19 protein-coding genes and 3 pseudogenes are annotated in these 24,351 nt (G+C 70.8%); 6 read left to right on the forward strand and 16 right to left on the reverse strand.

Annotation, left to right across the window (positions count from 1 at the left end; all coding sequences use genetic code 11):
* Positions 1-876: 876 nt before the first annotated feature.
* The gene (locus ACIQM0_RS37125) at positions 877-2,406 is read right to left on the reverse strand and encodes a UDP-N-acetylglucosamine 1-carboxyvinyltransferase (RefSeq protein WP_362962800.1); all 1,530 of its coding nucleotides are present in this window, start codon (positions 2,404-2,406) and stop codon (positions 877-879) included.
* Between the two features lie 262 nt (positions 2,407-2,668).
* On the opposite strand from ACIQM0_RS37125, the gene ACIQM0_RS37130 reads away from it, so the two are divergent.
* A complete protein-coding gene (locus ACIQM0_RS37130; RefSeq protein ID WP_401295236.1) occupies positions 2,669-3,319 on the forward strand; it encodes an MOSC domain-containing protein in 651 nt (216 codons plus the stop codon).
* A 101-nt stretch (positions 3,320-3,420) separates the two neighbouring features.
* On the opposite strand, the gene ACIQM0_RS37135 is transcribed toward ACIQM0_RS37130, so the two are convergent.
* The 6 genes and pseudogenes from ACIQM0_RS37135 to ACIQM0_RS37160 all read right to left on the reverse strand — a co-directional run.
* Entirely contained in the window at positions 3,421-3,648 is a 228-nt protein-coding gene (locus ACIQM0_RS37135; RefSeq protein ID WP_401295238.1) for a hypothetical protein, read from the reverse strand.
* A pseudogene (locus tag ACIQM0_RS37140) lies at positions 3,636-4,199 on the reverse strand (RNA polymerase sigma factor); the annotation flags it as partial. The gene ACIQM0_RS37135 and the pseudogene ACIQM0_RS37140, both read right to left, overlap by 13 nt.
* A gap of 216 nt (positions 4,200-4,415) precedes the next feature.
* A complete protein-coding gene (locus tag ACIQM0_RS37145; RefSeq protein WP_401295240.1) occupies positions 4,416-4,880 on the reverse strand; it encodes a helix-turn-helix transcriptional regulator in 465 nt (154 codons plus the stop codon).
* Between the two features lie 69 nt (positions 4,881-4,949).
* On the reverse strand, positions 4,950-5,360 hold the full coding sequence (locus ACIQM0_RS37150) for a VOC family protein (protein ID WP_401295242.1): 411 nt from the start codon (positions 5,358-5,360) through the stop codon (positions 4,950-4,952).
* Positions 5,361-5,445: 85 nt separating this feature from the next.
* Positions 5,446-6,249, reverse strand: a complete 804-nt coding sequence (locus ACIQM0_RS37155) for a class I SAM-dependent methyltransferase (RefSeq protein ID WP_401295244.1) — start codon at positions 6,247-6,249, stop codon at positions 5,446-5,448.
* Positions 6,250-6,463: 214 nt separating this feature from the next.
* Positions 6,464-7,675 (reverse strand): annotated as a pseudogene (locus tag ACIQM0_RS37160) (MMPL family transporter); the annotation flags it as partial.
* 34 nt (positions 7,676-7,709) lie between these two features.
* Between ACIQM0_RS37160 and ACIQM0_RS37165 the strand changes: the two are divergent.
* Together ACIQM0_RS37165 and ACIQM0_RS37170 are read left to right on the forward strand one after the other, a co-directional pair.
* Positions 7,710-8,144 (forward strand): VOC family protein, encoded by a 435-nt coding sequence (locus ACIQM0_RS37165; protein ID WP_401295246.1) that lies wholly within the window; start codon positions 7,710-7,712, stop codon positions 8,142-8,144.
* Between the two features lie 146 nt (positions 8,145-8,290).
* Positions 8,291-9,103 (forward strand): phytanoyl-CoA dioxygenase family protein, encoded by an 813-nt coding sequence (locus tag ACIQM0_RS37170; RefSeq protein ID WP_401295248.1) that lies wholly within the window; start codon positions 8,291-8,293, stop codon positions 9,101-9,103.
* On the opposite strand, the gene ACIQM0_RS37175 is transcribed toward ACIQM0_RS37170, so the two are convergent.
* Entirely contained in the window at positions 9,017-9,997 is a 981-nt protein-coding gene (locus ACIQM0_RS37175) for an alpha/beta fold hydrolase (RefSeq protein ID WP_401295250.1), read from the reverse strand. The genes ACIQM0_RS37170 and ACIQM0_RS37175 overlap by 87 nt on opposite strands.
* A 98-nt stretch (positions 9,998-10,095) precedes the next feature.
* Between ACIQM0_RS37175 and ACIQM0_RS37180 the strand changes: the two genes are divergently transcribed.
* Positions 10,096-10,503 carry a winged helix-turn-helix transcriptional regulator gene (locus ACIQM0_RS37180; protein WP_401295252.1) on the forward strand — a complete coding sequence of 136 codons (408 nt, stop codon included), beginning with the start codon at positions 10,096-10,098 and terminating at the stop codon, positions 10,501-10,503.
* A 278-nt stretch (positions 10,504-10,781) separates the two neighbouring features.
* The gene (gene acnA / locus ACIQM0_RS37185) at positions 10,782-13,496 is read left to right on the forward strand and encodes an aconitate hydratase AcnA (RefSeq protein WP_401295253.1); all 2,715 of its coding nucleotides are present in this window, start codon (positions 10,782-10,784) and stop codon (positions 13,494-13,496) included.
* 131 nt (positions 13,497-13,627) lie between these two features.
* On the opposite strand, the gene ACIQM0_RS37190 is transcribed toward acnA, so the two are convergent.
* The 3 genes from ACIQM0_RS37190 to ACIQM0_RS37200 form a co-directional block, all read right to left on the reverse strand.
* Entirely contained in the window at positions 13,628-14,545 is a 918-nt protein-coding gene (locus ACIQM0_RS37190; protein WP_401295254.1) for an FG-GAP repeat domain-containing protein, read from the reverse strand.
* Between the two features lie 107 nt (positions 14,546-14,652).
* The gene (locus ACIQM0_RS37195; RefSeq protein WP_401295256.1) at positions 14,653-15,504 is read right to left on the reverse strand and encodes an FG-GAP repeat domain-containing protein; all 852 of its coding nucleotides are present in this window, start codon (positions 15,502-15,504) and stop codon (positions 14,653-14,655) included.
* Between the two features lie 174 nt (positions 15,505-15,678).
* Positions 15,679-17,748: an FUSC family protein gene (locus ACIQM0_RS37200; RefSeq protein ID WP_401295258.1), complete on the reverse strand. Its 2,070-nt coding sequence runs from the start codon at positions 17,746-17,748 to the stop codon at positions 15,679-15,681.
* Positions 17,749-17,988: 240 nt separating this feature from the next.
* On the opposite strand from ACIQM0_RS37200, the gene ACIQM0_RS37205 reads away from it, so the two are divergent.
* Positions 17,989-19,218: an ROK family protein gene (locus ACIQM0_RS37205; protein WP_401295260.1), complete on the forward strand. Its 1,230-nt coding sequence runs from the start codon at positions 17,989-17,991 to the stop codon at positions 19,216-19,218.
* A gap of 72 nt (positions 19,219-19,290) precedes the next feature.
* Here ACIQM0_RS37205 and ACIQM0_RS37210 read toward each other — a convergent pair whose 3' ends face one another.
* The 5 genes and pseudogenes from ACIQM0_RS37210 to ACIQM0_RS37230 all read right to left on the reverse strand — a co-directional run.
* Positions 19,291-20,670: a GH1 family beta-glucosidase gene (locus ACIQM0_RS37210; RefSeq protein ID WP_401295262.1), complete on the reverse strand. Its 1,380-nt coding sequence runs from the start codon at positions 20,668-20,670 to the stop codon at positions 19,291-19,293.
* A 14-nt stretch (positions 20,671-20,684) separates the two neighbouring features.
* On the reverse strand, positions 20,685-21,539 hold the full coding sequence (locus tag ACIQM0_RS37215; protein WP_401295264.1) for a carbohydrate ABC transporter permease: 855 nt from the start codon (positions 21,537-21,539) through the stop codon (positions 20,685-20,687).
* 5 nt (positions 21,540-21,544) lie between these two features.
* Positions 21,545-22,504: a carbohydrate ABC transporter permease gene (locus tag ACIQM0_RS37220; protein WP_401295266.1), complete on the reverse strand. Its 960-nt coding sequence runs from the start codon at positions 22,502-22,504 to the stop codon at positions 21,545-21,547.
* 9 nt (positions 22,505-22,513) lie between these two features.
* Positions 22,514-23,776 (reverse strand): ABC transporter substrate-binding protein, encoded by a 1,263-nt coding sequence (locus tag ACIQM0_RS37225; protein WP_401295268.1) that lies wholly within the window; start codon positions 23,774-23,776, stop codon positions 22,514-22,516.
* 145 nt (positions 23,777-23,921) lie between these two features.
* Positions 23,922-24,351: pseudogene (locus tag ACIQM0_RS37230) on the reverse strand (xylose isomerase); the annotation flags it as partial.

Genomic DNA, 24,351 nt, shown 5'->3' on the forward strand with positions numbered 1-24,351 from the left:
CCGCCTGCCCAGCCTGCGGCAGAGAGCGCGCACTCAACGGTCACTCACCGCCGGGAGGGAGATGACGCAGCCGTCTGTCCGCGAAACAGGGCAAGCGGAAGGAACGCACTTAGTGCTATGCAGGACAATTAGCCTACTGCGGAAGCTACTTGCCGGCACGCATATGCACAAGATCCGTCACCTGACGTAGCGCTACTGCCGCGGGGACACATGCCGGGCCGGTCGGCGTATACCTCGATGTGGCCCGATTCCTCCACCGCGATCAGGGCGTGACGGCCGTACGTGAGCCGGGCGGAGGTGGCCTTGGGGCGGATGCCGTACATGGCCGGGCCGACGGTTCAGGCGACGTCACGGCGGGCGGGGCGGCGGTCTGGGAGTCGGAGGCGGCGGACAGGGCACGGTGCGGTTCCTTCGTTCGGGACAGTCGGCGCGGTGCTCTCTGGCCGGGTGAGGTGCTCATGCGGTTGGTGCCTGCGTCACGCCCGGGGGCAGCTCGTACGTTCGGCCCTGGGGCGCGGCGGGCTGTGTGGCCGTTGGTCAGTGGCCGGGCGGCGCGGCTTGTGCCGCTGCCGCCCGGCGGGCTGGTCAGCTGAGGGAGTCGTACAGCTCCGGCGCGGCGGCGGCTGCGAACACCAGTGGCGGCGTCGTTGCGGGCATGGCGAGGCCCCTCTGGTGAGCACTCTCCGTAAAGGATGACGGGCAATCAAGCGTGTCTGACGCATCGTTACCCATTCAAGATCATCTTGCACACGCGTTGCACAAGGTGATGAAAGGTAGCGGTGATCAATGGAAGGTCGAGAAAGGGTATAACCGCAGGTCGTCAGGTATTTAGGGGTGTCGTGCCCCGTGCCCCCAAGGGGCACGACACCCCGCCGATCAGATGTCCCGGAAGATCTCGATCTGCGCACCCACCGAGTTCAACCGCTCCGCCAGCTCCTCGTAACCGCGGTTGATCACATAGACGTTGCGCAGTACGGAGGTGCCCTCGGCGGCCATCATCGCGAGCAGCACCACCACGGCCGGCCGGAGCGCGGGCGGGCACATCATCTCGGCCGCGCGCCACCGGGTCGGGCCCTCGACGAGCACTCGGTGCGGGTCCAGGAGCTGGAGCCGGCCGCCGAGGCGGTTGAGGTCGGTGAGGTAGATGGCGCGGTTGTCGTAGACCCAGTCGTGGATGAGGGTCTGGCCGTGGGCCGAGGCGGCGATGGCCGCGAAGAACGGCACGTTGTCGATGTTGAGGCCGGGGAACGGCATCGGGTGGATCTTGTCGATCGGCGCCTCCAGTTTGGAGGGCCTGACCGTCAGGTCGACCAGTCGGGTGCGTCCGTTGTCGGCCGCGTACTCCGACGTACGGTCGCAGTCGACGCCCATCTCCTCCAGCACCGCGAGCTCGATCTCCAGGAACTCGATCGGCACCCGGCGGATCGTCAGCTGGGACTCGGTCACCACGGCGGCGGCGAGCAGGCTCATCGCCTCGACCGGGTCCTCGGAGGGGGAGTAGTCGACATCCACGTCGATGGTCGGCACGCCGTGCACGGTCAGTGTGGTCGTGCCTACCCCGTCCACCCGTACGCCGAGCGCCTCCAGGAAGAAGCAGAGGTCCTGGACCATGTAGTTGGACGACGCGTTGCGGATGACGGTGGTGCCGTCGTGCCGGGCGGCGGCCAGCAGCGCGTTCTCGGTCACGGTGTCACCGCGCTCGGTCAGTACGATCGGGCGGCCGGGCGTGACGGCGTGGTCGACCTGGGCGTGGTAGATGCCCTCGGTGGCGGCGATCTCCAGGCCGAAGCGGCGCAGCGCGATCATGTGCGGCTCGATCGTCCGGGTGCCGAGGTCGCAGCCGCCCGCGTACGGCAGCTTGAACTGGTCCATCCGGTGCAGCAGCGGTCCCAGGAACATGATGATCGACCGGGTCCGGCGGGCGGCGTCCGCGTCGATGGCGTCCATGTCGAGCCGGGCGGGCGGGACGATCTCCAGATCGGTGCCGTCGTTGATCCACCGGGTGCGCACCCCGATGGAGTTCAGCACCTCCAGGAGGCGGTACACCTCCTCGATGCGGGCCACCCGGCGCAGCACCGTGCGGCCCTTGTTGAGCAGCGAGGCGCAGAGCAGCGCCACGCAGGCGTTCTTGCTGGTCTTGACGTCGATGGCGCCGGACAGCCGGCGCCCGCCGACCACCCGCAGGTGCATGGGCCCGGCGTAGCCGAGCGACACGATCTCACTGTCGAGTGCTTCACCGATACGCGCAATCATCTCAAGGCTGATGTTTTGATTGCCGCGCTCGATGCGGTTCACGGCGCTCTGGCTGGTGGCGAGCGCCTCGGCGAGCTGGCTCTGTGTCCAGCCCCGGTGCTGACGGGCGTCACGGATGAGCTTGCCGATACGTACGAGGTAGTCATCTGACATACCGAAAGGCTATCTCAGATATGAGATGAGGCTGTTGGTGGGGCGTGGTGTTCGAGTGACGGGTGGGTGCCGGCCCACAGTGCGGGGGCACGGTCGATCGCGGGCACTGCCGCCCGGTTCCATGGTCCCTCCGCCGTGCCGGTTCGGCACGTGGAACGCGTCCATCGGGTGCGTTCGCCGGTGCCGGGCCGCCGGGCCGTCCGTGCTGGGTGGCGGGATAAATGGGTCGACCCGGCGTCTGGATGATCGTATGGTCCCCGGAATGAAGCTGCTCTCCGTCAATACCGGCCACCCCCGTCCCAACCCCTGGAAGGGGCTGAGCTCGACCGGTATCGACAAGCGGCCCGTCGACGGACCGGTCGCCGTCACGGCTCCCGGCCCCAAGGGCACCGGTGCGGTCGGCCTCGCCGGTGACCGGGTCTACGACGTGAAGCACCACGGCGGATCCGACCAGGCCGTCTACGCCTACGCCCGCGAGGACCTCGACGGCTGGGCGGCCGAGCTGGACCGGCCGCTGGCCAACGGGGTCTTCGGGGAGAACCTCACGACCCTCGGGCTGGACGTCAACGGCGCCCTGATCGGCGAGCGTTGGCGGATCGGGCCGGATGTGGTCCTGGAGGTGTCCTGCGCGCGGATCCCGTGCGGCACGTTCCAGGGCTGGCTGGGGCGCGACGGCTGGCTCAAGCGGTTCACGCAGGCCGCGCTGCCCGGGGCGTACCTGCGCGTGATCGAGCCCGGCGACATCCGTGCGGATGACCCGGTCGAGGTCGTGCACCGGCCGGATCACGACGTGACCGTCGCGCTCGTCTTCCGGGCCATGACCCTGGAGGGTGACCTGCTGCCGCGGCTGCTGGCCGCCGACGCGCTGCCGGAGGAGGGCAAGGAGCTGGTCCGCCGGCGGACCTCCGCGTAGGAGGGGTGGGGGACGGAAGCGGGTGGCGGGGGAGCCGTGTGCGCACCCCTGCCACCCCGTCCCGTCCCTCAGCGCCCGTCCTGCCCCGCCGTCGGGTTCGTTCAGCCGATCTTGTCCGTGAAGCCCATCGACAGGACCGTGTGGTGGGTGACCTTGCCCTTGCCCGGTCCTGACGTCCACGTGAAGGTGTACTCCAGGATCGCGCTCGTCCTCGGGTCGACGGTCACCCGGCCGAGGCTCCTGGCCTCCTGGAACTCGAGGGCCGTCCCGCCGCGCCCGGCGCTGTCCTTGACGGACCCGACGAGCTTGACGCCCTTCAGCCCGGCCATCGCCCTGAACACCCCCCGCTCGCAGCTTCGGGCTCGCGGGGGCGTCGCCGAGCAGCGCGGTCGCCTGGTCGAAGGGGGCGATGTCCTGGGTCTTCGACGGTGTCTGCAGCAACCGGAGAGCAGTTTCGCCGGGTCGGTGGGCAACTGGTCCAGGCCCTTCCAGCCGACGCTCTTCGGCCCGAAGTCCCAGTCGGGCCGGCGACCCTTCTTGTAGGCCTTGCCTCGCGCAGCCGGCCCCGGGCCCGGGGCAGCCGCGAGCGGGCCGTGCCCGCCGGGATGCCCACAGCGGTGGCCGCCTCCGCCGGGGTGAGCTGCTCCGAGCCGACGAGGAGCAGCAACTCACGCTCTTCTACGGGCAGTTCGGCCAGTGCCTGGCGCAGGGCGGGTGCCAGTGCGGCCGCGTCGAGCCGCTGGTCCACCGCCTGCCAGGGGTCGGTGACCTCCGGCCCCGGTACGGCCTCTTGCCGCCCCGCCCGCCGCAGGTGCTGGGACAGCACGTTGCGGGCCACGCCGAACAGCCAGCCCCTCGCCGAGCCGCGTGCGAGGTCGAACGTGCGCCGTGCGGCAAACGCCGGCGGCGAACTCGACGTACAGGTGGCCGCTGGGAGACCGTGCGAGAGAGCGTGAACCCGCGGAAGCCGGCCGTCGTGCCTCGGAGGCCCGCAGGCGCAGCTGCGTGTCCAGTCCGGAGGCGGAGGTGTAGACGCGCTGGGCGACCGTGGGGTCGGCCACTCCGAGGGTGACGGATTCGATGGATGCCGTGTCCGTCACGCCAGTTGTGGCTCCGGGGCGGGTGCCTCTCGATTCCTGACCGGCCGGGTCACCGTTTTCGCCACGCAGGGAGGCATCCCCGCCGCGGCGCCCGTCGCACGGCGCCGGTAGGCGCTGGGCGGCATCCCGACCAGTTCCGTGAAGCGGGTACTGAAGGTGCCCAGCGACGAGCAGCCGACCGCGAAGCAGATCTCGGTGACGCTGAGGCTGTCACGGTGCAGCAGTGCCTTCGCGCGCTCGATACGACGCGTCATCAGGTACGCGTACGGCGACTCGCCGTACGCCAGCCGGAACTGACGGCTGAGGTGCCCTGCGGACATGTTCGCGCCGCGGGCGAGCGCCTCCACGTTCAGCGGCTGCGCGTACTCACGGTCGATCCGGTCGCGGACCCGGCGCAGCAGGGCCAGATCACGCAGTCGCTGCTCTGCGGCGCGGGCCCGCGCCCACGAGGGATGGCACAAGAGGGGACTCCTTCTCATGACGGTGTTCTCATGACGGTGGCTGCCGACGGGTGCCGAGGACGGGGCGGCTCAGCGCAGTTCCTGGATGCGGACCAGGTTGCCCGCGGGATCGCGGAAGGCGCAGTCGCGGATTCCGTACGGCTGCTCGGTCGGCTCCTGGACCACCTCGGTGTCGCCGGCCTGCACCTTCTCGAAGGTTCCGTCGAGGTCCCGGGTCGCCAGCAGGATCCACCCGTAGGTGCCCTTGGCCATCATCTCGGTGATGGTGCGGCGCTCGTCCTCGGTCACCCCGGGGTCGGCGGCCGGGGGCGCCAGGAGGATGGACGTGTCGGGCTGTCCTGCCGGGCCGACCGTGATCCAGCGCATCTTGCCCTGTCCGACATCACTGCGGACCTCGAAGCCGAGGGTGTCGCGGTAGAAGGCGAGGGACGCGTCCGGGTCGTCGTGCGGAAGGGCGCTCGTGTGAATGGTGATGTCCATGACGGTCAGGGTATGCGCGGTCCCGCGGCCCTCGCTTCTCGAATCCTGACCGATCCGGCCGTCCGTCACACCCGTCCGCCGCACCCTACGGGCGTCGGCCCCAGGCGGAGATCATCGGGGCCGTCGCCAGATCGAGGTCTCCAGTGGCGACGTTCGACAGATGGCGGTCGATGTCCTCGTCGGTCGCGATCCCCGCGGCCACGAGCCGGCCACGGATCTGCCGGACTGTCGCAGCCTCGAGAACGGTGCAGGCCGGCGAGGTGATCGGGAAGTAGGCGTCCGCCCGCACGCCGAGCAGACCGGCCTCGCGCAGCCGCCGTGGCAGCGTCCGGCCGTACGAGAGATCGGCGCCGCGCCCCGCCATGAGCTCCCGGAACCCGGACCGCAGACGGTTCGCCAGCCGCTGCTCGGGGCCCCACTCGTCCGGGCACAGCAGGGGCTGCAGCCCCGGATCGGCGTCCTCCAGGAGCAGCACACCTCCGGGACGCAGTGCCTGGACCATGCGGCGCAGGGCCTCGGCGCGGTCGACGACGTGCACCAGGACCAGCCGGGCGTGCACCAGGTCGAAACCACCCGGTGGCGGAGGATCGGCCGCGACGTCGTGGCGCAGGACTTCGACGACGTCGGAGGCGGCGTCCCGGGCCCAGGACACGTCGATGTCGGTGCAGACGACCTGCCCGGTGGCGCCGACCCGTTCGGCGAGACGCGCGGGAACGGAGGGGCCGCCGGCTCCGACTTCCCAGCACCGCATGCCCTCGGTGATGCCGATCCGGTCGATGTGCCGGAACGTCACCGGGTCGAACAGCTCGGCCAGCGCGCCGAACCGGATGCCCGCCTCCGACTGCTGGTTGTCCAGCAGATACCCGTGGTCCTTGCCGTGCTCGGTCATGCGCCGCCCCACTGTCTCTCTCCGCCTGCGCCACTCCGCCGCCGGACCTGAACCGTCTGCCGGACCCGATCCGTCCGCCGGACCCGAAGTCCACCATGCCCGGCACCACCGGCCCGACTCGGCCCGGCCCGGCCCGGATGCTGCGCGCATGTGCCCGCCTCTGGAGGGGAGGCGGGCACATGCGCGGGATGTGCCCGGATGTGACCCGATGTGGTCAGACCTGCGTCGAGTCCTTCGCGTACGGCGACTCGGTCACGTACTCCGGCGAGTCGGCGGCCGCGGCGGCTGCCGGTTCGGGCGCGGGGCCGCCCTCGCTGAGGCCGAACCGTGCGTGGAACGTGCGCAGGAAGCCGGGCGCGTACCAGGCTGAGCGGCCGAGCAGCCGCATCGCGGCGGGCACCAGGATGCCGCGTACCGCGACGGCGTCGATGAGGATGGCGAGGCCGCTGCCCAGGCCGAACATCTGCATGAAGCTGAGCTCGGCCGTCCCGAAGGCGAAGAAGCTCACCGCCAGCAGGCAGGCCGCCGCGCTGACGATGCGGCCCGTGTGCCCGAGGCCGTTGGTCACGGCGGACTCGTTGTCCTCGCCCAGGTCGTGGAGTTCCTTGATGCGGCTGGTGACGAAGACCTCGTAGTCCATGGAGAGGCCGAAGGCGATGCAGAACATCAGCACGGTCATGGACACCTCCATGGGCTGCGCGGTGAAGCCGAGCAGGAAGGAGAGGTGGCCGTCCTGGAAGATCCACGTCATGACGCCGAGCGTCGCTCCCAGGCTGATCACGTTGAGCACCAGCGCACGCAACGGCTGCACGATGCTGCCGGTGAACAGGAAGAGCAGAAGGAACGTGGTGAGGACGACCATGGCCACCGCGAGCGGGAGGCGATTGCCGATCGCGCCCTTGGCGTCGACCAGTACGGCGTCGGTTCCGCCGACCAGGGGGTGTGATCCGGCGGGCGGGGCGACCGCCCGCACCTCGTCGACCAGGCTCTGCGACGCGTCCGACTTCGGCGGCAGGTCGCTCACCACGTTGATCCGCTGTGCGTCGGGGCGGCCGAGGGCGGCGTTCCCGGGGCCGGCGGCCGTGGAGCGTCCGTCGGTGTAGGTGCCCGCACTTGTCTCGACGCGGGCGACACCGTCGAGACCGGACAGTTCGACTGCGTACGACGTCAGAGGGGCCTTGCTCACCGAGGTGTCGATGACGACGTGGAGGGCCGCGTCGTCGTTGCCGTTGAACTTCTTCTGCAGGACGGCCGATACCTGGCGGCTCTCGGCGTCCGAGGACAGCACGCGTTCGTCCGGCGTGCCGAAGGTGATGCCGAGGAGCGGGCTCGCCGCGACCAGCAGGACCGCGAGCACGGGCAGCGCGGTGAGCGCGGGCCGCCGCATGACGGTGCCGGCCAGCCGCCCCCACATCGGCGCCCGGGTGCTGGAGCGCCCCACGCGTCAATAGGCTGGCCCGATGACGTCGGTCAAGAAGATCCAGGTCACCTTCGACTGCGCGGAACCCGAGCGCGTCGCCCGCTTCTGGTGCGAGGTGTTGGGGTACGTCGTACCTCCGCCGCCGGAGGGGTTTGCCACGTGGGGCGATTTCGACCGCTCGCTGCCGCCCGAGCGTCAGGGTGCGGGTTTCGTCTGCCATGACCCCGCAGGTGTGGGCCCCCGGCTGTACTTCCAGCGCGTTCCCGAGGGCAAGGCCGTCAAGAACCGGGTGCATCTCGACGTCCGGGTCGCCGTCGGGCTCGTGGGCGAGGAGCGCGTCGCCGCGCTGGAGGCCGAGTGCGCACGGCTGGTCGCGTTCGGCGCGGTGCGCGTGCGACTCCTGCGTGCCGACGGCTACGACGAGTCGTGCCTCGTGATGCAGGACGTCGAGGGCAACGAGTTCTGTCTCGACTGACGGGCCGCGGTCACCGGACAGGTCCGGTGACCGCGGGGCGGTCGCTTCCGGCCCCGGAGGGACGGGAAGGTGCTCGGCGGACACCCGACAGAGCCGGTGCGGGGAATGTCGGGTGAGCGGGACCGGTGTCGCCGGACGATGGGTGCATGGATGACACGACCTTGGTATCCCGCTTCCTCCGCGACGGCTTCGTGAAACTGGAGGGCGCCGTCGCGCCGCGCGTGGCCGCGGACTGTGCCCGGCTGCTGTGGCGGGAGACGGGCTGCGACCCGGACGATCCGTCGACCTGGACGCAGCCCGTGCACCGGGTGCCCGGCATGGCGCAGGGGCCCTTCGCCGCCGCCCCCAACTCCCCTTTCCTGCAGCACGCGTACGACCTGCTCGTCGGCGCGGGACGCTGGGAGCCGCGCTACTCGCTGGGCACCTTCCCGCTGCGTTTCCCGCACGCGGAGGAGCCGCAGGACGCGGGCTGGCACATCGAGGGGAGCTACCTGCCCGAGGGCGAGAGCTGGTACTTCACAAATCTGCGCTCCCGGGGCCGGGCGCTGCTCATGCTGTTCCTGTTCAGCGAGGTCGGTGAGGAGGACGCCCCGACCCGGATCAGGGCCGGCTCACACCTCGACGTGCCGAAGGTGCTGGAGAAGTACGGGGAGGACGGAGCGAGCGGGCCGGCCCTCGCGCCCGACCTGGTGGCGGCGTCCGACCACCGCCCGCTCGCCCTCGCCACCGGGTCCCCGGGCGATGTCTACCTGTGCCACCCGTTCCTGGTGCACGCGGCGCAACCGCACCACGGGGCGCGGCCGCGCTTCATGGCCCAGCCGCCGCTGATGCCGGCCGTGCCGTACGAGCTGGAGCGGGCCGACGGAGCGTACTCACCCGTGGAGATCGCGATCCGCCGGGGCCTGGGGCAGGACACCCCCGGTCCGGACGGGGACGGCACCGACGGCGCCGCCGGGTAGTTCACACGTGGCGGCTGACCCCGCCGAGGCGAGGAACGGTTCCAGGAGGCCGAGCAGTTCCTCGGGGCGGTGCAGCGGGATGATGTGGCCGCAGTCCTCGACGAGGTGGCCGATGAGATCATCGGCGACCGGACGCAGCTGCTGTTCGAGGGCTCTGCCCACGGGGTGGGCGCCGATGGCCATGGTGGGCACGGTCAACCGGCCCGTACCGACGGCCTCCTGGATCTGCCAGGCGCTCTCTGGCAGCGCACGGTAGTAGGAGAAGGCGCAGCGCAGAGCCTCGGTCCCGGTGTACGCACGGGTGAAGGCTTCCCGGACAGCGGGATCCACCCCCTCCCCGAGCGAACCCGCGTCGAGGAACCAGTCGATGTACTGGGCTTCGTGCCCGGCGAGAACGGTTTCCGCGAGGCCGGGTACCGCGTGGAAGCCGAACCACCACGGTGCTCCGTGGGCGAGGAATTCCTCGGCGCCGGGCAGCCTGCCCAGAAGCGACTCCATGACGACGAGCTGCCGGACGAGGTCGGGGCGGCGCATGGCGAGAAGGAAGGCCGGCGGGGTGCCGGCGTCGATGCCGACCACGGCCGCCGAACTCTCCCCGAGAGCGTCGAGGAGGGCTTCGGCGTCGCTCGCGAGCGTGCCGGCGTCGTAGCCGTCCACGGCGCGTGTGCTCGCGCCCGCTCCCCGCAGGTCCGGCGCGATCACCCGGTATCGCCCGGCGAGCCCGGCCAGGACGTGGGTCCAGAGGCGCCAGGTGTGCGGGAAGCCGTGCAGCAGCAGCACGGCCGGGCCCTCGCCGGCGAGAGCCACGTTGAGGTCGATGCCATTGGCCGTGACGCGGCGGAGTTCTACGCCGGACGGGCGGCGGCCGGATATGCGGTGCGGTGCGGCAGGCACGTGGATCTCCAGGCGGTTACGAATAGTGACAACAAAACGATAGGTAACTAACGTGGGAGGGCCAAGACCGCACTTCTGCCTCAGGTGGTGAGCCCCAGGTGACCTCCCCGACGCCGCCTTCCCCTCACGGGGACCGTGGAGACCTGTTCGATCCGCAGTGTCCGACCCGCGGTCTGCTCGACCGGATCGGTACGAAGTGGACGTCCATGGCCATCAAGGTGCTGGCGGAGGCATCCCCGGGGGAGGTGCGCTTCGCGGAACTGCAGCGCCGGATGACCGGCGTCTCGCAGAAGATGCTCTCGGTCACCCTTCGAGGGCTGACCCGTGACGGCCTGGTCGGCCGCCGGGTGGAGGCGACGGTGCCGCCGCGCGTGCACTACCGGCTCACCCCGCTCGGCCTGACGCTGGAACAACCGCTGGCCATGCTCCGTGCGTGGGCCGAGGAACACATGGCCGAGGTGGACCGCGCGAACCGGTGCGGCCAGGAGAAGACAGCCGAGCGCTGACCGCAACCGGAATCCGCGGCCGGGTCCGCTGAGTGACCGCCCCGCTCGGATAAGGGCGGTCAGGCGTGCCCCGGCATGACCCTTCCCCGGCGATGTACTAGAGTTATCTCGACATCGAGATATATGCCGAAGGCGCACAGCGGGCCGCCGCGCGGTAAGGGCTACCTAACTAAGCCTTACCTTAGCGGATGGTCGGGTGGCTGTAGGCAGCACCACGCGGCGCCCGCCGTAGTGAGGCGCGGCGCGGAGTTACGCGCACATTGATGAAGGAGACTGTCGTGTCGGCGAACAGCTTCGACGCCCGCAGCACGCTGCGCGTGGGCGACGAGTCGTACGAGATCTTCAAGCTGGACAAGGTCGAGGGCTCCGCGCGCCTCCCTTACAGCCTGAAGGTGCTGCTGGAGAACCTGCTCCGCACGGAGGACGGCGCGAACATCACCGCCGATCACATCCGGGCGCTCGGTGGCTGGGACTCCCAGGCTCAGCCCAGCCAGGAGATCCAGTTCACGCCGGCCCGCGTGATCATGCAGGACTTCACCGGTGTGCCGTGTGTCGTCGACCTCGCCACCATGCGTGAGGCCGTCAAGGAGCTCGGTGGCGACCCGGCGAAGATCAACCCGCTCGCCCCGGCCGAGCTGGTCATCGACCACTCCGTCATCGCCGACAAGTTCGGCACCAAGGACGCGTTCGCGCAGAACGTCGAGCTGGAGTACGGCCGCAACAAGGAGCGCTACCAGTTCCTGCGCTGGGGCCAGACCGCCTTCGACGAGTTCAAGGTCGTCCCCCCGGGCACCGGCATCGTGCACCAGGTCAACATCGAGCACCTGGCCCGTACGGTCATGGTCCGGGGTGGCCAGGCGTACCCCGACACCCTCGTCGGCACCGACTCGCACACCACCATGGTCAACGGCCTCGGCGTGCTGGGCTGGGGCGTCGGCGGCATCGAGGCCGAGGCCGCGATGCTCGGGCAGCCGGTCTCCATGCTCATCCCGCGCGTCGTCGGCTTCAAGCTGACCGGCGAGCTCCCGGCCGGCACCACCGCCACCGACCTCGTGCTGACCATCACCGAGATGCTCCGCAAGCACGGTGTCGTCGGCAAGTTCGTCGAGTTCTACGGTGAGGGCGTCGCCGCCACCTCGCTCGCGAACCGCGCCACCATCGGCAACATGTCGCCGGAGTTCGGCTCCACCGCCGCGATCTTCCCGATCGACGACGAGACGCTGAAGTACCTGCGCCTGACCGGCCGCGACGAGCAGCAGGTCGCGCTCGTCGAGGCGTATGCCAAGGAGCAGGGCCTCTGGCTCGACCCGGCCGCAGAGCCGGACTTCTCCGAGAAGCTGGAGCTCGACCTCTCCACGGTCGTCCCCTCCATCGCCGGCCCGAAGCGCCCGCAGGACCGCATCGTCCTCGCGAACGCCAAGGCGCAGTTCGCCCAGGACGTGCGCAACTACGTCTCGGACGACGAGGAGGCGGGCAAGGAGTCCTTCCCGGCCTCCGACTCGCCGGCCGCCTCCAACGGCGTCCCGTCGAACCCGGTCACCGTGACCGCCCCCGACGGCTCGACGTACGAGCTCGACCACGGCGCCGTCACCGTCGCCGCGATCACCTCCTGCACCAACACCTCGAACCCGTACGTCATGGTCGCCGCGGCGCTCGTGGCGAAGAAGGCCGTCGAGAAGGGCCTGACCCGCAAGCCGTGGGTCAAGACCACCCTCGCCCCGGGCTCGAAGGTCGTCACCGACTACTTCGACAAGGCGGGCCTGACCCCGTACCTCGACAAGGTCGGCTTCAACCTCGTCGGCTACGGCTGCACCACCTGCATCGGCAACTCCGGCCCGCTGCCGGAAGAGGTCTCCAAGGCGGTCAACGAGCACGACCTGGCCGTGACCTCGGTGCTCTCCGGCAACCGTAACTTCGAGGGCCGGATCAACCCCGACGTCAAGATGAACTACCTGGCGTCCCCGCCGCTGGTCGTCGCGTACGCCATCGCCGGTTCGATGAAGGTCGACATCACCAAGGACGCGCTCGGCGTCGACCAGGACGGCAAGCCCGTCTTCCTCGCCGACATCTGGCCGTCCGAGGCCGAGGTCAACGACGTCGTCGCCAACTCCATCGGCGAGGACATGTTCAACAAGTCCTACCAGGACGTCTTCGCGGGCGACGCCCAGTGGCAGGCGCTCTCGATCCCCACCGGCAACACCTTCGAGTGGGACTCCGAGTCCACCTACGTGCGCAAGCCCCCGTACTTCGAGGGCATGACGATGGAGACGACCCCGGTCGAGGACATCACCGGCGGTCGCGTCCTCGCGAAGCTGGGCGACTCGGTCACCACCGACCACATCTCCCCGGCCGGTGCGATCAAGGCCGACACTCCGGCCGGCAAGTACCTCACGGAGCACGGCATCGACCGCCGTGACTTCAACTCCTACGGCTCGCGCCGTGGCAACCACGAGGTCATGATCCGCGGCACGTTCGCCAACATCCGCCTGCGCAACCAGATCGCGCCGGGCACCGAGGGCGGCTTCACCCGCGACTTCACCCAGAGCGACGCGCCGGTCTCGTTCATCTACGACGCCTCGCAGAACTACCAGGCCGCGGGCACCCCGCTCGTCATCCTGGCGGGCAAGGAGTACGGCTCCGGCTCGTCCCGCGACTGGGCAGCCAAGGGCACCGCGCTCCTGGGCGTCAAGGCCGTCATCGCCGAGTCCTACGAGCGCATCCACCGCTCGAACCTCATCGGCATGGGCGTCCTCCCGCTTCAGTTCCCGGAGGGCGCGACCGCCGAGTCCCTCGGCCTCACCGGCGAGGAGACCTTCTCCTTCACCGGCGTGACCGAGCTGAACAACGGCACCACCCCGCGCACCGTCAAGGTCACCACCGACACCGGTGTGGAGTTCGACGGCGTCGTCCGCATCGACACCCCCGGTGAGGCGGACTACTACCGCAACGGCGGCATCCTGCAGTACGTGCTCCGCAGCCTGATCCGCAAGTAGGGTCGGCGGGCAGTACGGCGAGAGGGCCGCATCCCCGGTGACGGGGATGCGGCCCTCTCTCATGTCCCGGCTCGCACGCTCCGGCTCTCTTCTGCCGGGCGGAACCTGTCCGGGTGGAAGTGCCGAGTGGCTCAGAAGAGGAACTTGTAGCTGTTCCAGCCGCTCGTGCCGATCTTCACCTTGCCCGCGAACGGGGCGGCGGCGTTGCCGGTGCCCCGGTACAGGTAGAGCTCGCCCGCGGCGTTCCGGGCGAGGAGGTCGGTCCGGCCGTCCTCGGTGATGTCACCCGTGGAGACCAGCCGGTTGTACTGGTTCCAGCCGCTGCCGATCTTGGTGCGCTTGGCGAACGGCGCCTTCTGGTTGCCCGTGCCCTTGTACAGCCACAGGACACCGGACTTGTCGCGGGCGACGATGTCGTTCTTCCCGTCGCCGGTCAGGTCGCCGTTGCCGACGATCTCGCTGTAGATGTCCCAGCCGTAGCCCACCTTGATACGGCCCGTCACCTTGCCGGTGCCGTAGCCGAGGTAGACGTAGACGTCACCCTTCTTGTCACGGGCGAGGATGTCGCCCGCGGCGGCGCCTCCGATGTTGCCCGGGGAGACCAGCTTGTTGTAGATGTCCCAGCCGTAGCCGACCTGGACCGGCTTGTCGGCGTCGAACTTCAGGTAGCCGAAGTTCCCGTTGTTCTCACGGAACCAGATGCCGTCGCTGTCGCCGCTGCTCTTCGGCACGTTGGAGACCTGGAGCATGGCGTTGACGCCCGTCCAGCCCGATCCGTTGAGGCTGCGGGCGGTGAGGCCGCCCTTGAGGTTCGACCGGTAGGCGTACGCGGTGCCCGCGGAGTTGACGCCGAACAGGGCGAAGTTGTTGGCTGCGGCGGCTGCCGCCTTCGCGGTCGCGGCGGACGGCTGCTGCGCCGCGCTGATCGACGGCTGCGGGGAGTCTGCGGCCACGGCGGAGGTGCCGGTGGCGACGAGGGCGGCGGTGAGCGCCGCGGCTGCCGCGCGAGCGGCTGTGCGCTTGTGGTTACGGCCAGCGGTATCGGCCACGAAGTACTCCATGGATCGTGATCGGTCGTGGCCCGCCGCGAGTTGACGGCGGGCCACGGATTCAGCCGAATCGTGTCACGATTTTGGGCACAAAACTGCCCTTTTGATCAGAAGAACAGGCGGTAGGTGTTCCAGCCCGACGTTCCGATGACGGCCTTGGGCTTGTACGGGGTGGCGGCGTTGCCGGTGCCCTTGTACAGGTAGAGCTCGCCGGCGGCGTTCCGGGCGACCAGGTCCGCGATGCCGTCCAGGTCGATGTCACCGGGGGCGAACAGGGCGTTGTACTGGTTCCAGCCGCTGCCGATCTTGGTGCGCTTGGCGTACGGGTCGTGCTGGTTGCCGGTGCCCTTGTAGAGCCACAGGACGCCGGACTTGTCGCGGGCGACGATGTCGTTCTTGCCGTCGCCGGTCAGGTCGCCGTTGCCGGCGATCTCGCTGTAGACGTCCCAGCCGTAACCGACCTTGATGCGCTTGGTGACGGTGCCGTCGCCGTAGCCCAGGTAGAGGTACAGGTCGCCCTTGGCGTCGCGGCCGAGGAGGTCGCCGCCCTCCGCGCCGCCGAACTGGCCGGGGGAGACCAGCTTGTTGTAGATGTCCCAGCCGTAGCCGATCTTCTTCGCCGCGGAGTTGTCGTTGGCGTAGTAGTGGACGTCGCCGTTGGTGCTGAGCTGCCAGCGGCCGTCCGCCACGTTGTCGGCGTTGTGGTCGACCCGGCCGAGGAACTTGACGTTCTTCCAGCCGGTGTCGAGCTCGACCCGCTTCTCGAGGCCGCCGTCGCCGGACGGGGTGTAGTAGTACGAGGTGCCGGCGCTGTCCAGACCGGCGATGCCGAACATGGGCGCGTCGCCCGGCTCCGCGGCGAAGGCGGCGGTACCGGTGCCGACGAGGGCCGCGGTTATCGCGGCGGCGGTGAGACGGGCGGCGGCCCGTCCGGGCCGACGGCCAGAGGTCTTGGCCACGTGGGTTCTCCATGGGTGGTGGGACGAGGCGTGACGCGCCGCGGGATACGGGGACACGCCACGGAATTTGAGGGTGATCCTTTCACGAGTCCCTCACGTGTCCAAGGGTTTGGCGAAATGATGCCACCGCGACATCTTCGCCCGGATATGCGGGTGTTGCGGCATCGGATGCGGTCAGGACGGGGATACGGGGCAGGCCGCCGGCGGACCGGGGAGCCCGGCTGTGGTCAGGCGGTGAATGCCGTGCAACTGGGTCATCACATCCCGCAGCGAACGGCAGTCGCGCGGACCGGGACCCGGAGCGGGACGCCGTACGCGCTGGCCGTCCTCCAGGGCCTCCGCCAGCAGGGACAGCGCCGACGTCACCCGCGCCACCTCGGCGGACGAGGGGCGCGGCACCCCGTTCTCGACCCGCAACGCGCACGCCGTCGCCGCGTCCACGACGAGTTCGGCCGCCACCGTCACCGCGGGCCAGTCCTGCCGGGGCCCGCCGAACGGCCCCGGCAGCTCGGCCGCCGCGGTCTCCGCCGCCGCCCGCGCCTCGGCGAGCGCGCGGTACGTGGCGGCGCGCAGGGCCAGACCCCGGCCATCGGCCCGGTGCGCGGCCCCGGCCCGCTCCGGCGCGTCCAGCACGTGGCGCAGATAGCGTTCCGTGCAGCGCAGCGTGACGGCGAACCGGTGGCCGACCCGCACCCCGGGGTCGGCCGACAGCGGAAGGTGTCCCACGAGCAGCACGAGGGCGCAGGCCAGGAAGGTCTCCAGCAGCCGGGACGCGGCCGCCTCCGTGTCACCCGCGGTGTGCACGAACGACAGCACCAGCACGGTGATCACCGCGGTCTGGAACGCGAAGTGGCGGGTGGACAGGGGCAACAGCGCCCCGGCCACGACGACCGCCACCACGACGAGCGGTGTGCCGGAGCCGCCGGGCACGGCCATGAGCGCGACGAAGGCGATGACCCCGGCAACGGTCCCGGCGAACCGGTTCACCACCCGGGAGAACAGCGGGCCCATGTCCGGTTTCACCAGGAACGCGGCGGTGGCCGGGAGCCAGTACCAGTGGTCCTCGTGCAGCAGCAGCGCGACGGCCGCGGTGACCGAGACGCAGAGCGCCACGCGCAGCCCGTACTCCCGCCCGGCCGGTGCGAACAACCCCGGGCGGAGCCCGGGGTACGCCCCGGCCCCGCGACGTGTGTCCGGCGCCGGCTCCGGGCGGGGAGCCGGTGTCCCGGCCGTCGTCCGGTCGAAGGTCACCGCGGCCGCCAGCACCGCGCGGTCGAAGGCCAGGCGGGCGACGGTGTCCGACCGCGGGCTCGGCAGCGCTCCCGCGGGCCCGCCGCTCCGCACCGCCGCGGCCAGCCGACGGGGCCCGTCGGCCACCTCGTCCGGGACGGCCCGGCCCTCCCACAGCAGCGCGATGCTCGCCTCGCACAGCGCGACCGCCGCGCCGAAGCGGGCGGCGAGACGGTGGCTTTCTGCCCGGCCCGGCCACCGGCCGGGCCAGGGCAGCAGCCGCATCAGGCGCAGCGCCTCGTCCGCCTGCTGCTGCGCGGCGACGAGCCCGCGACGGGCGCCCTGGGCCTCCTGCCCACCGAGCGCCTCCAGCGCGTCCGCGAGCGCGTCGAACACCGCTGCCACGGCTTCGCGTTCACCGCTCCACCGGGTCGCGTCCCGGGAGCGCGGCGTACGCAGCAGCAGGCGCAGCAGGACCAGCCAGCCCGCCCCGGACAGGAAGCAGAGGGCCTTCAGCCAGGCCGGTCCCGCCAGTGGCATCCCCATGCCGATGGTGGTGGTGACCAGCATCTGGAGGGCGGCCGCCGACCACCCGGCACCCCTCGCACTCAGCGCCCCGGAGACCCAGCCGGCCAGGAAGAGCACGGGCACCGCCGTCCACCGCCCCGTACCGTCCGCGACCAGGGCGCCGACGAGCAGCCCGAGCGCTCCGGCCGCGGCCGGCGGCCCGATGTGGACCAGGCCCTCGCGGCGCGTCCCGGGACGGTCGTTGACCCCGGCGAGCATCGCACCCAGGGCGGCGAGGACGCCGGGCCCCGGATGCCCGGCGGCGATCCCGGCCCCCAGCAGGGGCCCCGCACCCAGCGCGCCGCGCACCATCGCCGTCCGGGGCACGGGGGCCCGGCGCAGGCGCAGTACGTGGGTGAGCCAGGCGGGCGCGTGGCGGCCGGGCCGCACGGCGGGGGTACGGCGTCGCAGCCTCTTGCCGGCAGTTCGGGATGGCGGAAGGTGCACCGCTGGGCCTCCTCGTTCACCGGCCGGACCACGGGGTCCGGGACGGGGGCGGAGCGGGCGACGGTGGCCGCGTACGGCGAACGTATCCGGGCGATGTGGCGGGCGGGCTGCGGTGGTGTTTCGGACACGTGATCATCCGGGGCGCAGCCGTCCGGCACGGGCGGGCACGACCGAAACCCGCAGGTCGTCGCCGGGCGGGTGCGGGCCATCGGCGGGCGAGGCCCTACGCTCGAAGGCCTGATGACGATCCATGCCACCCCGACCGGCACCAAGGCCGGAACCGAGTCCGTGCGCCGCCACAACCTCGGCCTCGTCCTGCGTGCCGTACTGGAGGAGGGCGAGGTGACCCGGGCCCGGGTGGCGGCCCGGGTCGGGCTGACCCGGGCTGCGGTGTCCTCGCTCGTCGAGGAGCTGCTGTCGCTGGACCAGCTGACCGAGTCCGGCAAGACGTTCAGCGGCAGCGCCGGCCGCCCCGGCACCGTGCTGAAGGTGTCGGACACCGGTCCGGCCGGGCTCGGCGTCGAGATCAACATCGACTATGTCTCGGTCTGCGCGGTCGGGCTCACCGGCACCGACCGGGTCCGGGTCACCGAGCACATCGACAACCGGAACACCCCGCCGGCCGAGGTGCTCGCCCACGCGGCCCGGCTCACCAACCGGGTCATCACCTCGACCGGCGAACAGGGGCTGCGGGCCGTCGGCGTCGAGCTGGCGCTGCCCGGACTGGTCTCCGGCGGCATGGTCCGCCAGGCGCCCAACCTGGGCTGGTACCGGGTCGCGGCCGAAGGCATCTTCGGCCAGGCGCTCAGCACGCTGCGCCCGGCGGGCCGGGCACTGGCGGTCAGCTCGGACAACGAGGCCAATCTGGCGGCGCTGGCCGAGCTCTGGTTCGGCGGCCCCGGGGGCGGCGGCTGCTTCCTCTACCTCACCGGCGAGATCGGCGTCGGCGGGGCGCTGGTGCTCCACGGCGAACTCCTGCGCGGCGCCCATGGCTTCGCCGGCGAGGTGGGGCACGTGGTCGTCGACCCGGAGGGCCCGCTGTGCGGGTGCGGGGCGCGCGGCTGCCTTGAGCAGTACGCGGGTCAGGCGGCGCTGCTGCGGGCCGCCGGGATCGATCCGGCGGCGGGCGTGCGCGGGCTCGGCGAGCTGGAGAGGAGGGCCCGCGCGGGGGACACGGGGACGCTGGAAGTGCTGCGGGCGGCGGGGGACCGGATGGGCCTGGTGCTGTCCGGGGCGGTCAACCTCTTCGACCTGGACACCGTCGTGCTGGGCGGCATCTACCGCGATCTGATGCCGTGGCTGGCGGACGCGGCGCAGGCCCAGCTCGCCGACCGGGTGGTGTCGGGGCGGTGGCACGGCAACGGCAGCGGACTGCGGGCCTCCTCGCTCTCCGGCGACGCGGCCAGGGGCGCGGCCGCCCGGGTGGTGCGCGGGGTCCTGGCCGACCCGGCGGCGTACGCGCCGCGCTGACCCGCCCCCGGGCGCGCGGAAAGCCGCCCCGCCCGCCGGACGGCGGACGAGGCGGCCCGGAGGCGCCCGGGACTATCCCCGGTGCGCCGCGATCAGCCCCTGGTACCAGCGGTAGCTGTCCTTCGGCGTGCGCTCCTGCGTGTCGTAGTCGACCCGGATGACCCCGAACCGCTTCGCGTACCCGAGCGCCCACTCGAAGTTGTCCAGCAGCGACCAGACGTAGTAGCCCCGGACGTCCACACCCGCGTCCATCGCCGCACGCAGGGCCGTCAGATGGGTCCGCAGGTACGCGACCCGGTCCGCGTCGTGCACCGAACCGTCCGCGTCCACGGTGTCGAACTCCGCCGAGCCGTTCTCCGTGATGTGCACCGGCGGCAGCGCGTCCCCGTAGGTCTGCTTCAGCGCGGTCAGCAGATCGGTGAAGGACTCGGGCACGACCGGCCAGCCCATCGCCGTCTTCCGTACGCCCCGGTACTCGCCCTCGCTGTAGCGGTTGTCGGTGGCGACGCGCAGCGCCGGGTCGGCCTCGCGGTGCGGGGCGGCGGCGATCACGATGGGGCGGTAGTAGTTGATGCCCAGGAAGTCCATCGGCTGGGAGATCAGCTCCAGGTCGCCCTCGCGGCGGAAGTCCTGCGCGGTGATCAGCTCGCCCCAGGTCTCCTCATCGGTCGCCGGGTAGCGGCCCGCGAGGATCGGCTCGGTCCACACCAGGTTGTGCTGGGTGTCCGCGCGGACGACGGCGGCCAGGTCCGCGTCCGACTCGGTTGCCGGGACGTTGCGGTCGAGGTTGAGCGTGATGCCCGCCTCGCGGACCCCGGCGGCCCGCAGCTCCTTCATCGCCAGGCCGTGGCCGACCAGCAGGTGGTGCGCGGCGGCCAGCGCGCCGCGCCCCTCCTTCGCGCCGGGCGCGTGCCGGCCCACCGAGTAGCCGAGGAACGCGCTGCACCACGGCTCGTTGAGCGTGATCCAGCGCGGCACCCGGTCGCCCAGGTGCTCCGCCATGATCCCGGCGTACTCCCCGAACCGCTCCGCGGTCTCGCGCACCCGCCAGCCGCCCCGGTCCTCCAGGGCCTGCGGCAGGTCCCAGTGGTAGAGGGTGGCGGCCGGTTCGATGCCCGCTTCGAGGAGCGAGTCGACGAGCCGGGAGTAGAAGTCCAGCCCCTTGGGGTTGACCGCACCGCCACCGGTCGGCTGGACGCGCGACCAGGCGACGGAGAAGCGGTACGAGTCCACGCCCAGCTCGCGCAGCAGCGCCACGTCCTCGGGGTAGCGGTGGTAGTGGTCGCAGGCGACGTCACCGGTGTCACCGCCGTCGGTCTTCCCGGGCGTGTGGCTGTAGGTGTCCCAGATGGACGGACCGCGGCCGTCCTCCCGCGCGGCACCCTCGATCTGGTACGAGGCCGTGGCCGCGCCGAAGACGAAGCCGGGCGGGAACACGGGGAAGTCACTCATGAAAAACGCAGTCCTCACTTGACCGAGCCGCCGGTGATCCCGGCGGCGATGTACTTCTGGGACAGGACGAGCAGAACGGCAGCCGGGATCGCCGACAGCACGGACGCCGCCATGACGGAGCCCCAGTCACCGACATGGGCGCCGATGTACTGGTAGATGCCCAGCGTGATCGGCTTGACGTCGTCCGTGGTGTTCAGCGTCAGCGCGAACATGAAGTCGCTCCACGCGTACAGGAACGAGAACAGCCCCGCCGTGATGAGGGAGTTGCGGCTCATCGGCAGCACGACCTGCACGAAGGTACGCAGGCGCCCCGCACCGTCCACCTCGGCCGCCTCGATGACCTCGCGCGGGATGGCCACCATGAACGAGCGCATCAGCACGATCGCGAACGGGATGCCGAGCGAGGCGTCCGCCAGCATCAGCCCGGCGTAGGAGTTGACCAGGCCCATGTCCACGTACGCGCTGTACAGGGCGTTGGCGATGACGATGCCCGGCACCATCTGGGTGATCAGCGTGCCGAAGACGATCGTCCTGGTGCCGCGCAGCTTGAACTGCGCGAGACCGTAGGCGGCGGGCGCCGAGACGGCCAGGCAGATCACCACCGCACCGAGCGCGACGGCCAGCGAGGTCAGCAGGTTGCGGCCCTGGTCGGAGATGGCCGAGCGGAAGCCCGACAGATCCAGGCTGTGCGGGAAGGGGCTGACCTCCAGCAGCCCGGACGACGGCTGGAGCGCGGTGTTCACCATCCAGTACAGCGGGAACAGCATCACGCACAGCACCACGACGCCGAAGACCGTGGCGCCCCAGCGCCGCTTCGGCCGGCCGGTGAGATGCGTGGGGGCGGCGGGGGTACGCACAGTGCTCGCCATGCCGGTCACTTCCCCTCGTTGCGGTTGGCCCGCAGGTAGAACACCGCGAAGACGGCGGAGATCAGGATCAGGATGTTGCCGACCACGGCACCCGCTCCGAAGTCCAGCTGGACGAAGGAGTTCTGGTACGTGAGGGTGCCCAGGGTCTGCGTGGAGTCGGCGGGACCGCCGTCGGTGAGCGCGAGGATCAGGTCGAGGATCTTCACCGTCGACATGAAGCCGAGCACCAGCACCACGGTGATGACGGGGCGGAGCATCGGCAGAGTGATCGAGCGGAAGGTCCGCCAGGCGGAGGCGCCGTCGAGCGAGGCGGCCTCGTACAGCTCCCTGGGGACCTCCTGGAGTCCGCCGTAGAGGATCACCATGTTGAACGGGATGCCGATCCAGATGTTCACCAGGACCACCGAGATCAGCGCCATGCTCGTGCTGGTCAGCCACGGGGTGTCGCCGCCGACGCCGATCGTGCCGAGGAACGAGTTGAGGACGCCGGTGTCCTGGTCGAGGATCCGCCGCCAGACGACACCGGAGACGACCATCGGGACGAGCCACGGCAGCAGGATCAGCGACCGCAGGATCCCGTTGAGCGGGAAGCGGCGGCTGAAGAACACCGCGAGACCCAGACCGATGCAGAACTGCCCGATCAGCGAGCCGATGGTGAACAGGATGGTGTGCCAGAGGGCCTTGCCGAAGAGCTCGTCGTTGAAGACATTGCTCCAGTTGGCCGTTCCGTTGAACGGGGACCTGCCCGTGAAGAACGTGGACGGCGAGTAGTCCTGGAAGCTCATCACGATGTTGCGGACGAGCGGGTAGCCGAAGAAGAGCGCCATGAAGATCACGGCGGGGGCGATGAAGCCCCACTGGGCCAGGTGCCTGCGGCGCCGGATGCGTGCCGGGTTCGGCGGCTTCCCGACCGCGGTGGCCGGGAGCGCCGGACCGGTGGCTGCGGAGGCGGTGGTGGTCGACATTGCGGTACCTCAGTTCCCGCTCGTGGCGCGCTGCTGGGCGCGCTTGAGGGCGGCCTCGCTCGACTCGCCGGTGAGGGCGGACTGGAAGGCGCTCTGCAGCGCGAGGGAGACGGACGACCAGCCCGCGCCGAGCTTCGCGGTACGCGAGCGGGCGGTGGCTACCTGTTCGGAGAGGGCGGCCAGCTCGGGGACCTTCTCGCGCCACACGGCGGCGGCCTTCTCGTTGGCCGGGACCATCCAGCTGTTGAGCGCGTAGGTGATCTGCTCCTGCTCGCCCGCCATACAGCCGATGATCTTCGCCGACATCTTCTCCCGGGCGCTGTCACCGGTGTTGGGCACGGTCAGAATCCCGCCGCCCAGCGGACCGACCGAGTCGTCCCCGGCCTTCGGGACCGGGATCTGGGCGATGCCCCAGTTCAGACCCTTCTTGGAGTTGAGGGTCTCGACCTGCCACGGGCCGTTGATCATCATGGCGGCGTTGCCGGCCATGAACTGGTCGTTCACATCGGCCTGGGTCCAGTTGACCGTCGACTTGGACAGCGAACGGTCCTTGAGCAGGCCCTTCCAGTAGTCCAGCGCCCCGGCCACCTGCGGGCTGTCGAGCTTCGTCTCGTCGCCGCCGTTGGACCACATGAACGGGGTGAACTGGAAGACGCCGTCCTCCGCGCCGCCCGCGCTCAGCGCCAGTCCGTACCGCTTCCCCTGGGTGAGCTTCTTCGCCGTCGACCGCATCTCGGCCCAGGTGGTGGGCACTTCGAGACCGGCCTGGTCGAGGACGTCCTTGTTGTAGAACAGCGCCAGGGTGTTCACCGTGCGTGCCGCGCCGTAGTACGTCCCCTCGTACGAGCCGAAGTTGACGATTCCCCGGGGAATGTCGGTGGTCGTCAGCCCGAGGTCCTTCAGCGGGATCAGGCCGCCGGCCTCGGCGAACGTCGGCATCTCCGACGCGTCCAGCTGGAGGACGTCGGGCAGCGACTTCGAGGACGCCATCCGCAGGGCCTTCGTCATCACCTGCGCGGCCGGGACGCTCTGCTGCTCGATCCTCACCCCGAGCCGCTTGCTGCACCGGGCCAGCGTCTGGGCGTCCCAGCGGTGGTAGGACTCGTCGGTCGACGAGTTCATGACGGTGTACACGTCCGGGTCCCGCTGCTGCCCGCAGCCGGCCAGGGCGACGCCGCCGGCCAGTGCGGAGACGACGGTGAGCGGAACGATGACCCGCCGGTGGTGACGACGGCGCCGTTGGCGCAGGCCGTCCGGGGAAGGTGCTGTCACGATGGTGCCCTTGCGTGAGAGGGGTGCCGGCCCGGGGGGACCACGGTGTCCCCGACGGGATGAGTCCATCCGCCCGGGTACGGATCCGGCAGGCCCGCACCCGGGGAGTCGGGGCGCCCGGCGGTCCGCCGGGCGCCCCGGGGCGTCAGCCGACGCCGAGCAGGTGCTCCATGGCGAGCTGGTCGAGCGCCTCGAACGCCATCGAGCGCTCGGCCGCGCCGTCCACGTCGAACTCCTCGTACGCGGAGCGGTCGGCCAGCAGGGCCTTGACGCCGTCGGCGGCGGTGGGCTGCGCCAGCTGGTCCAGCCGGGAGGCGGCCAGCGCCTCCTTGACGGCCGGGTCGGCGCGGAACGCCAGCGCGCGCTCCTTGAGGATCAGGTAGTTGCGCATGCAGTTCTTCGCGGACTCCCAGACGCCGTCGATGCCGTCGGTGCGCACCGGCTTGAAGTCGAAGTGCAGCGGGCCGGCGTAGTCCGAGCTCTCCAGCAGGTCGACGAGCCAGAAGGCCTGGCGCAGGTCGCCGGCGCCGAAGCGGAGGTCCTGGTCGTACTTGATGCCCGACTGGCCGTTGAGG

It is taken from the genome of Streptomyces sp. NPDC091387 (assembly GCF_044756945.1).
Taxonomy (GTDB): Bacteria; Actinomycetota; Actinomycetes; order Streptomycetales; family Streptomycetaceae; genus Streptomyces.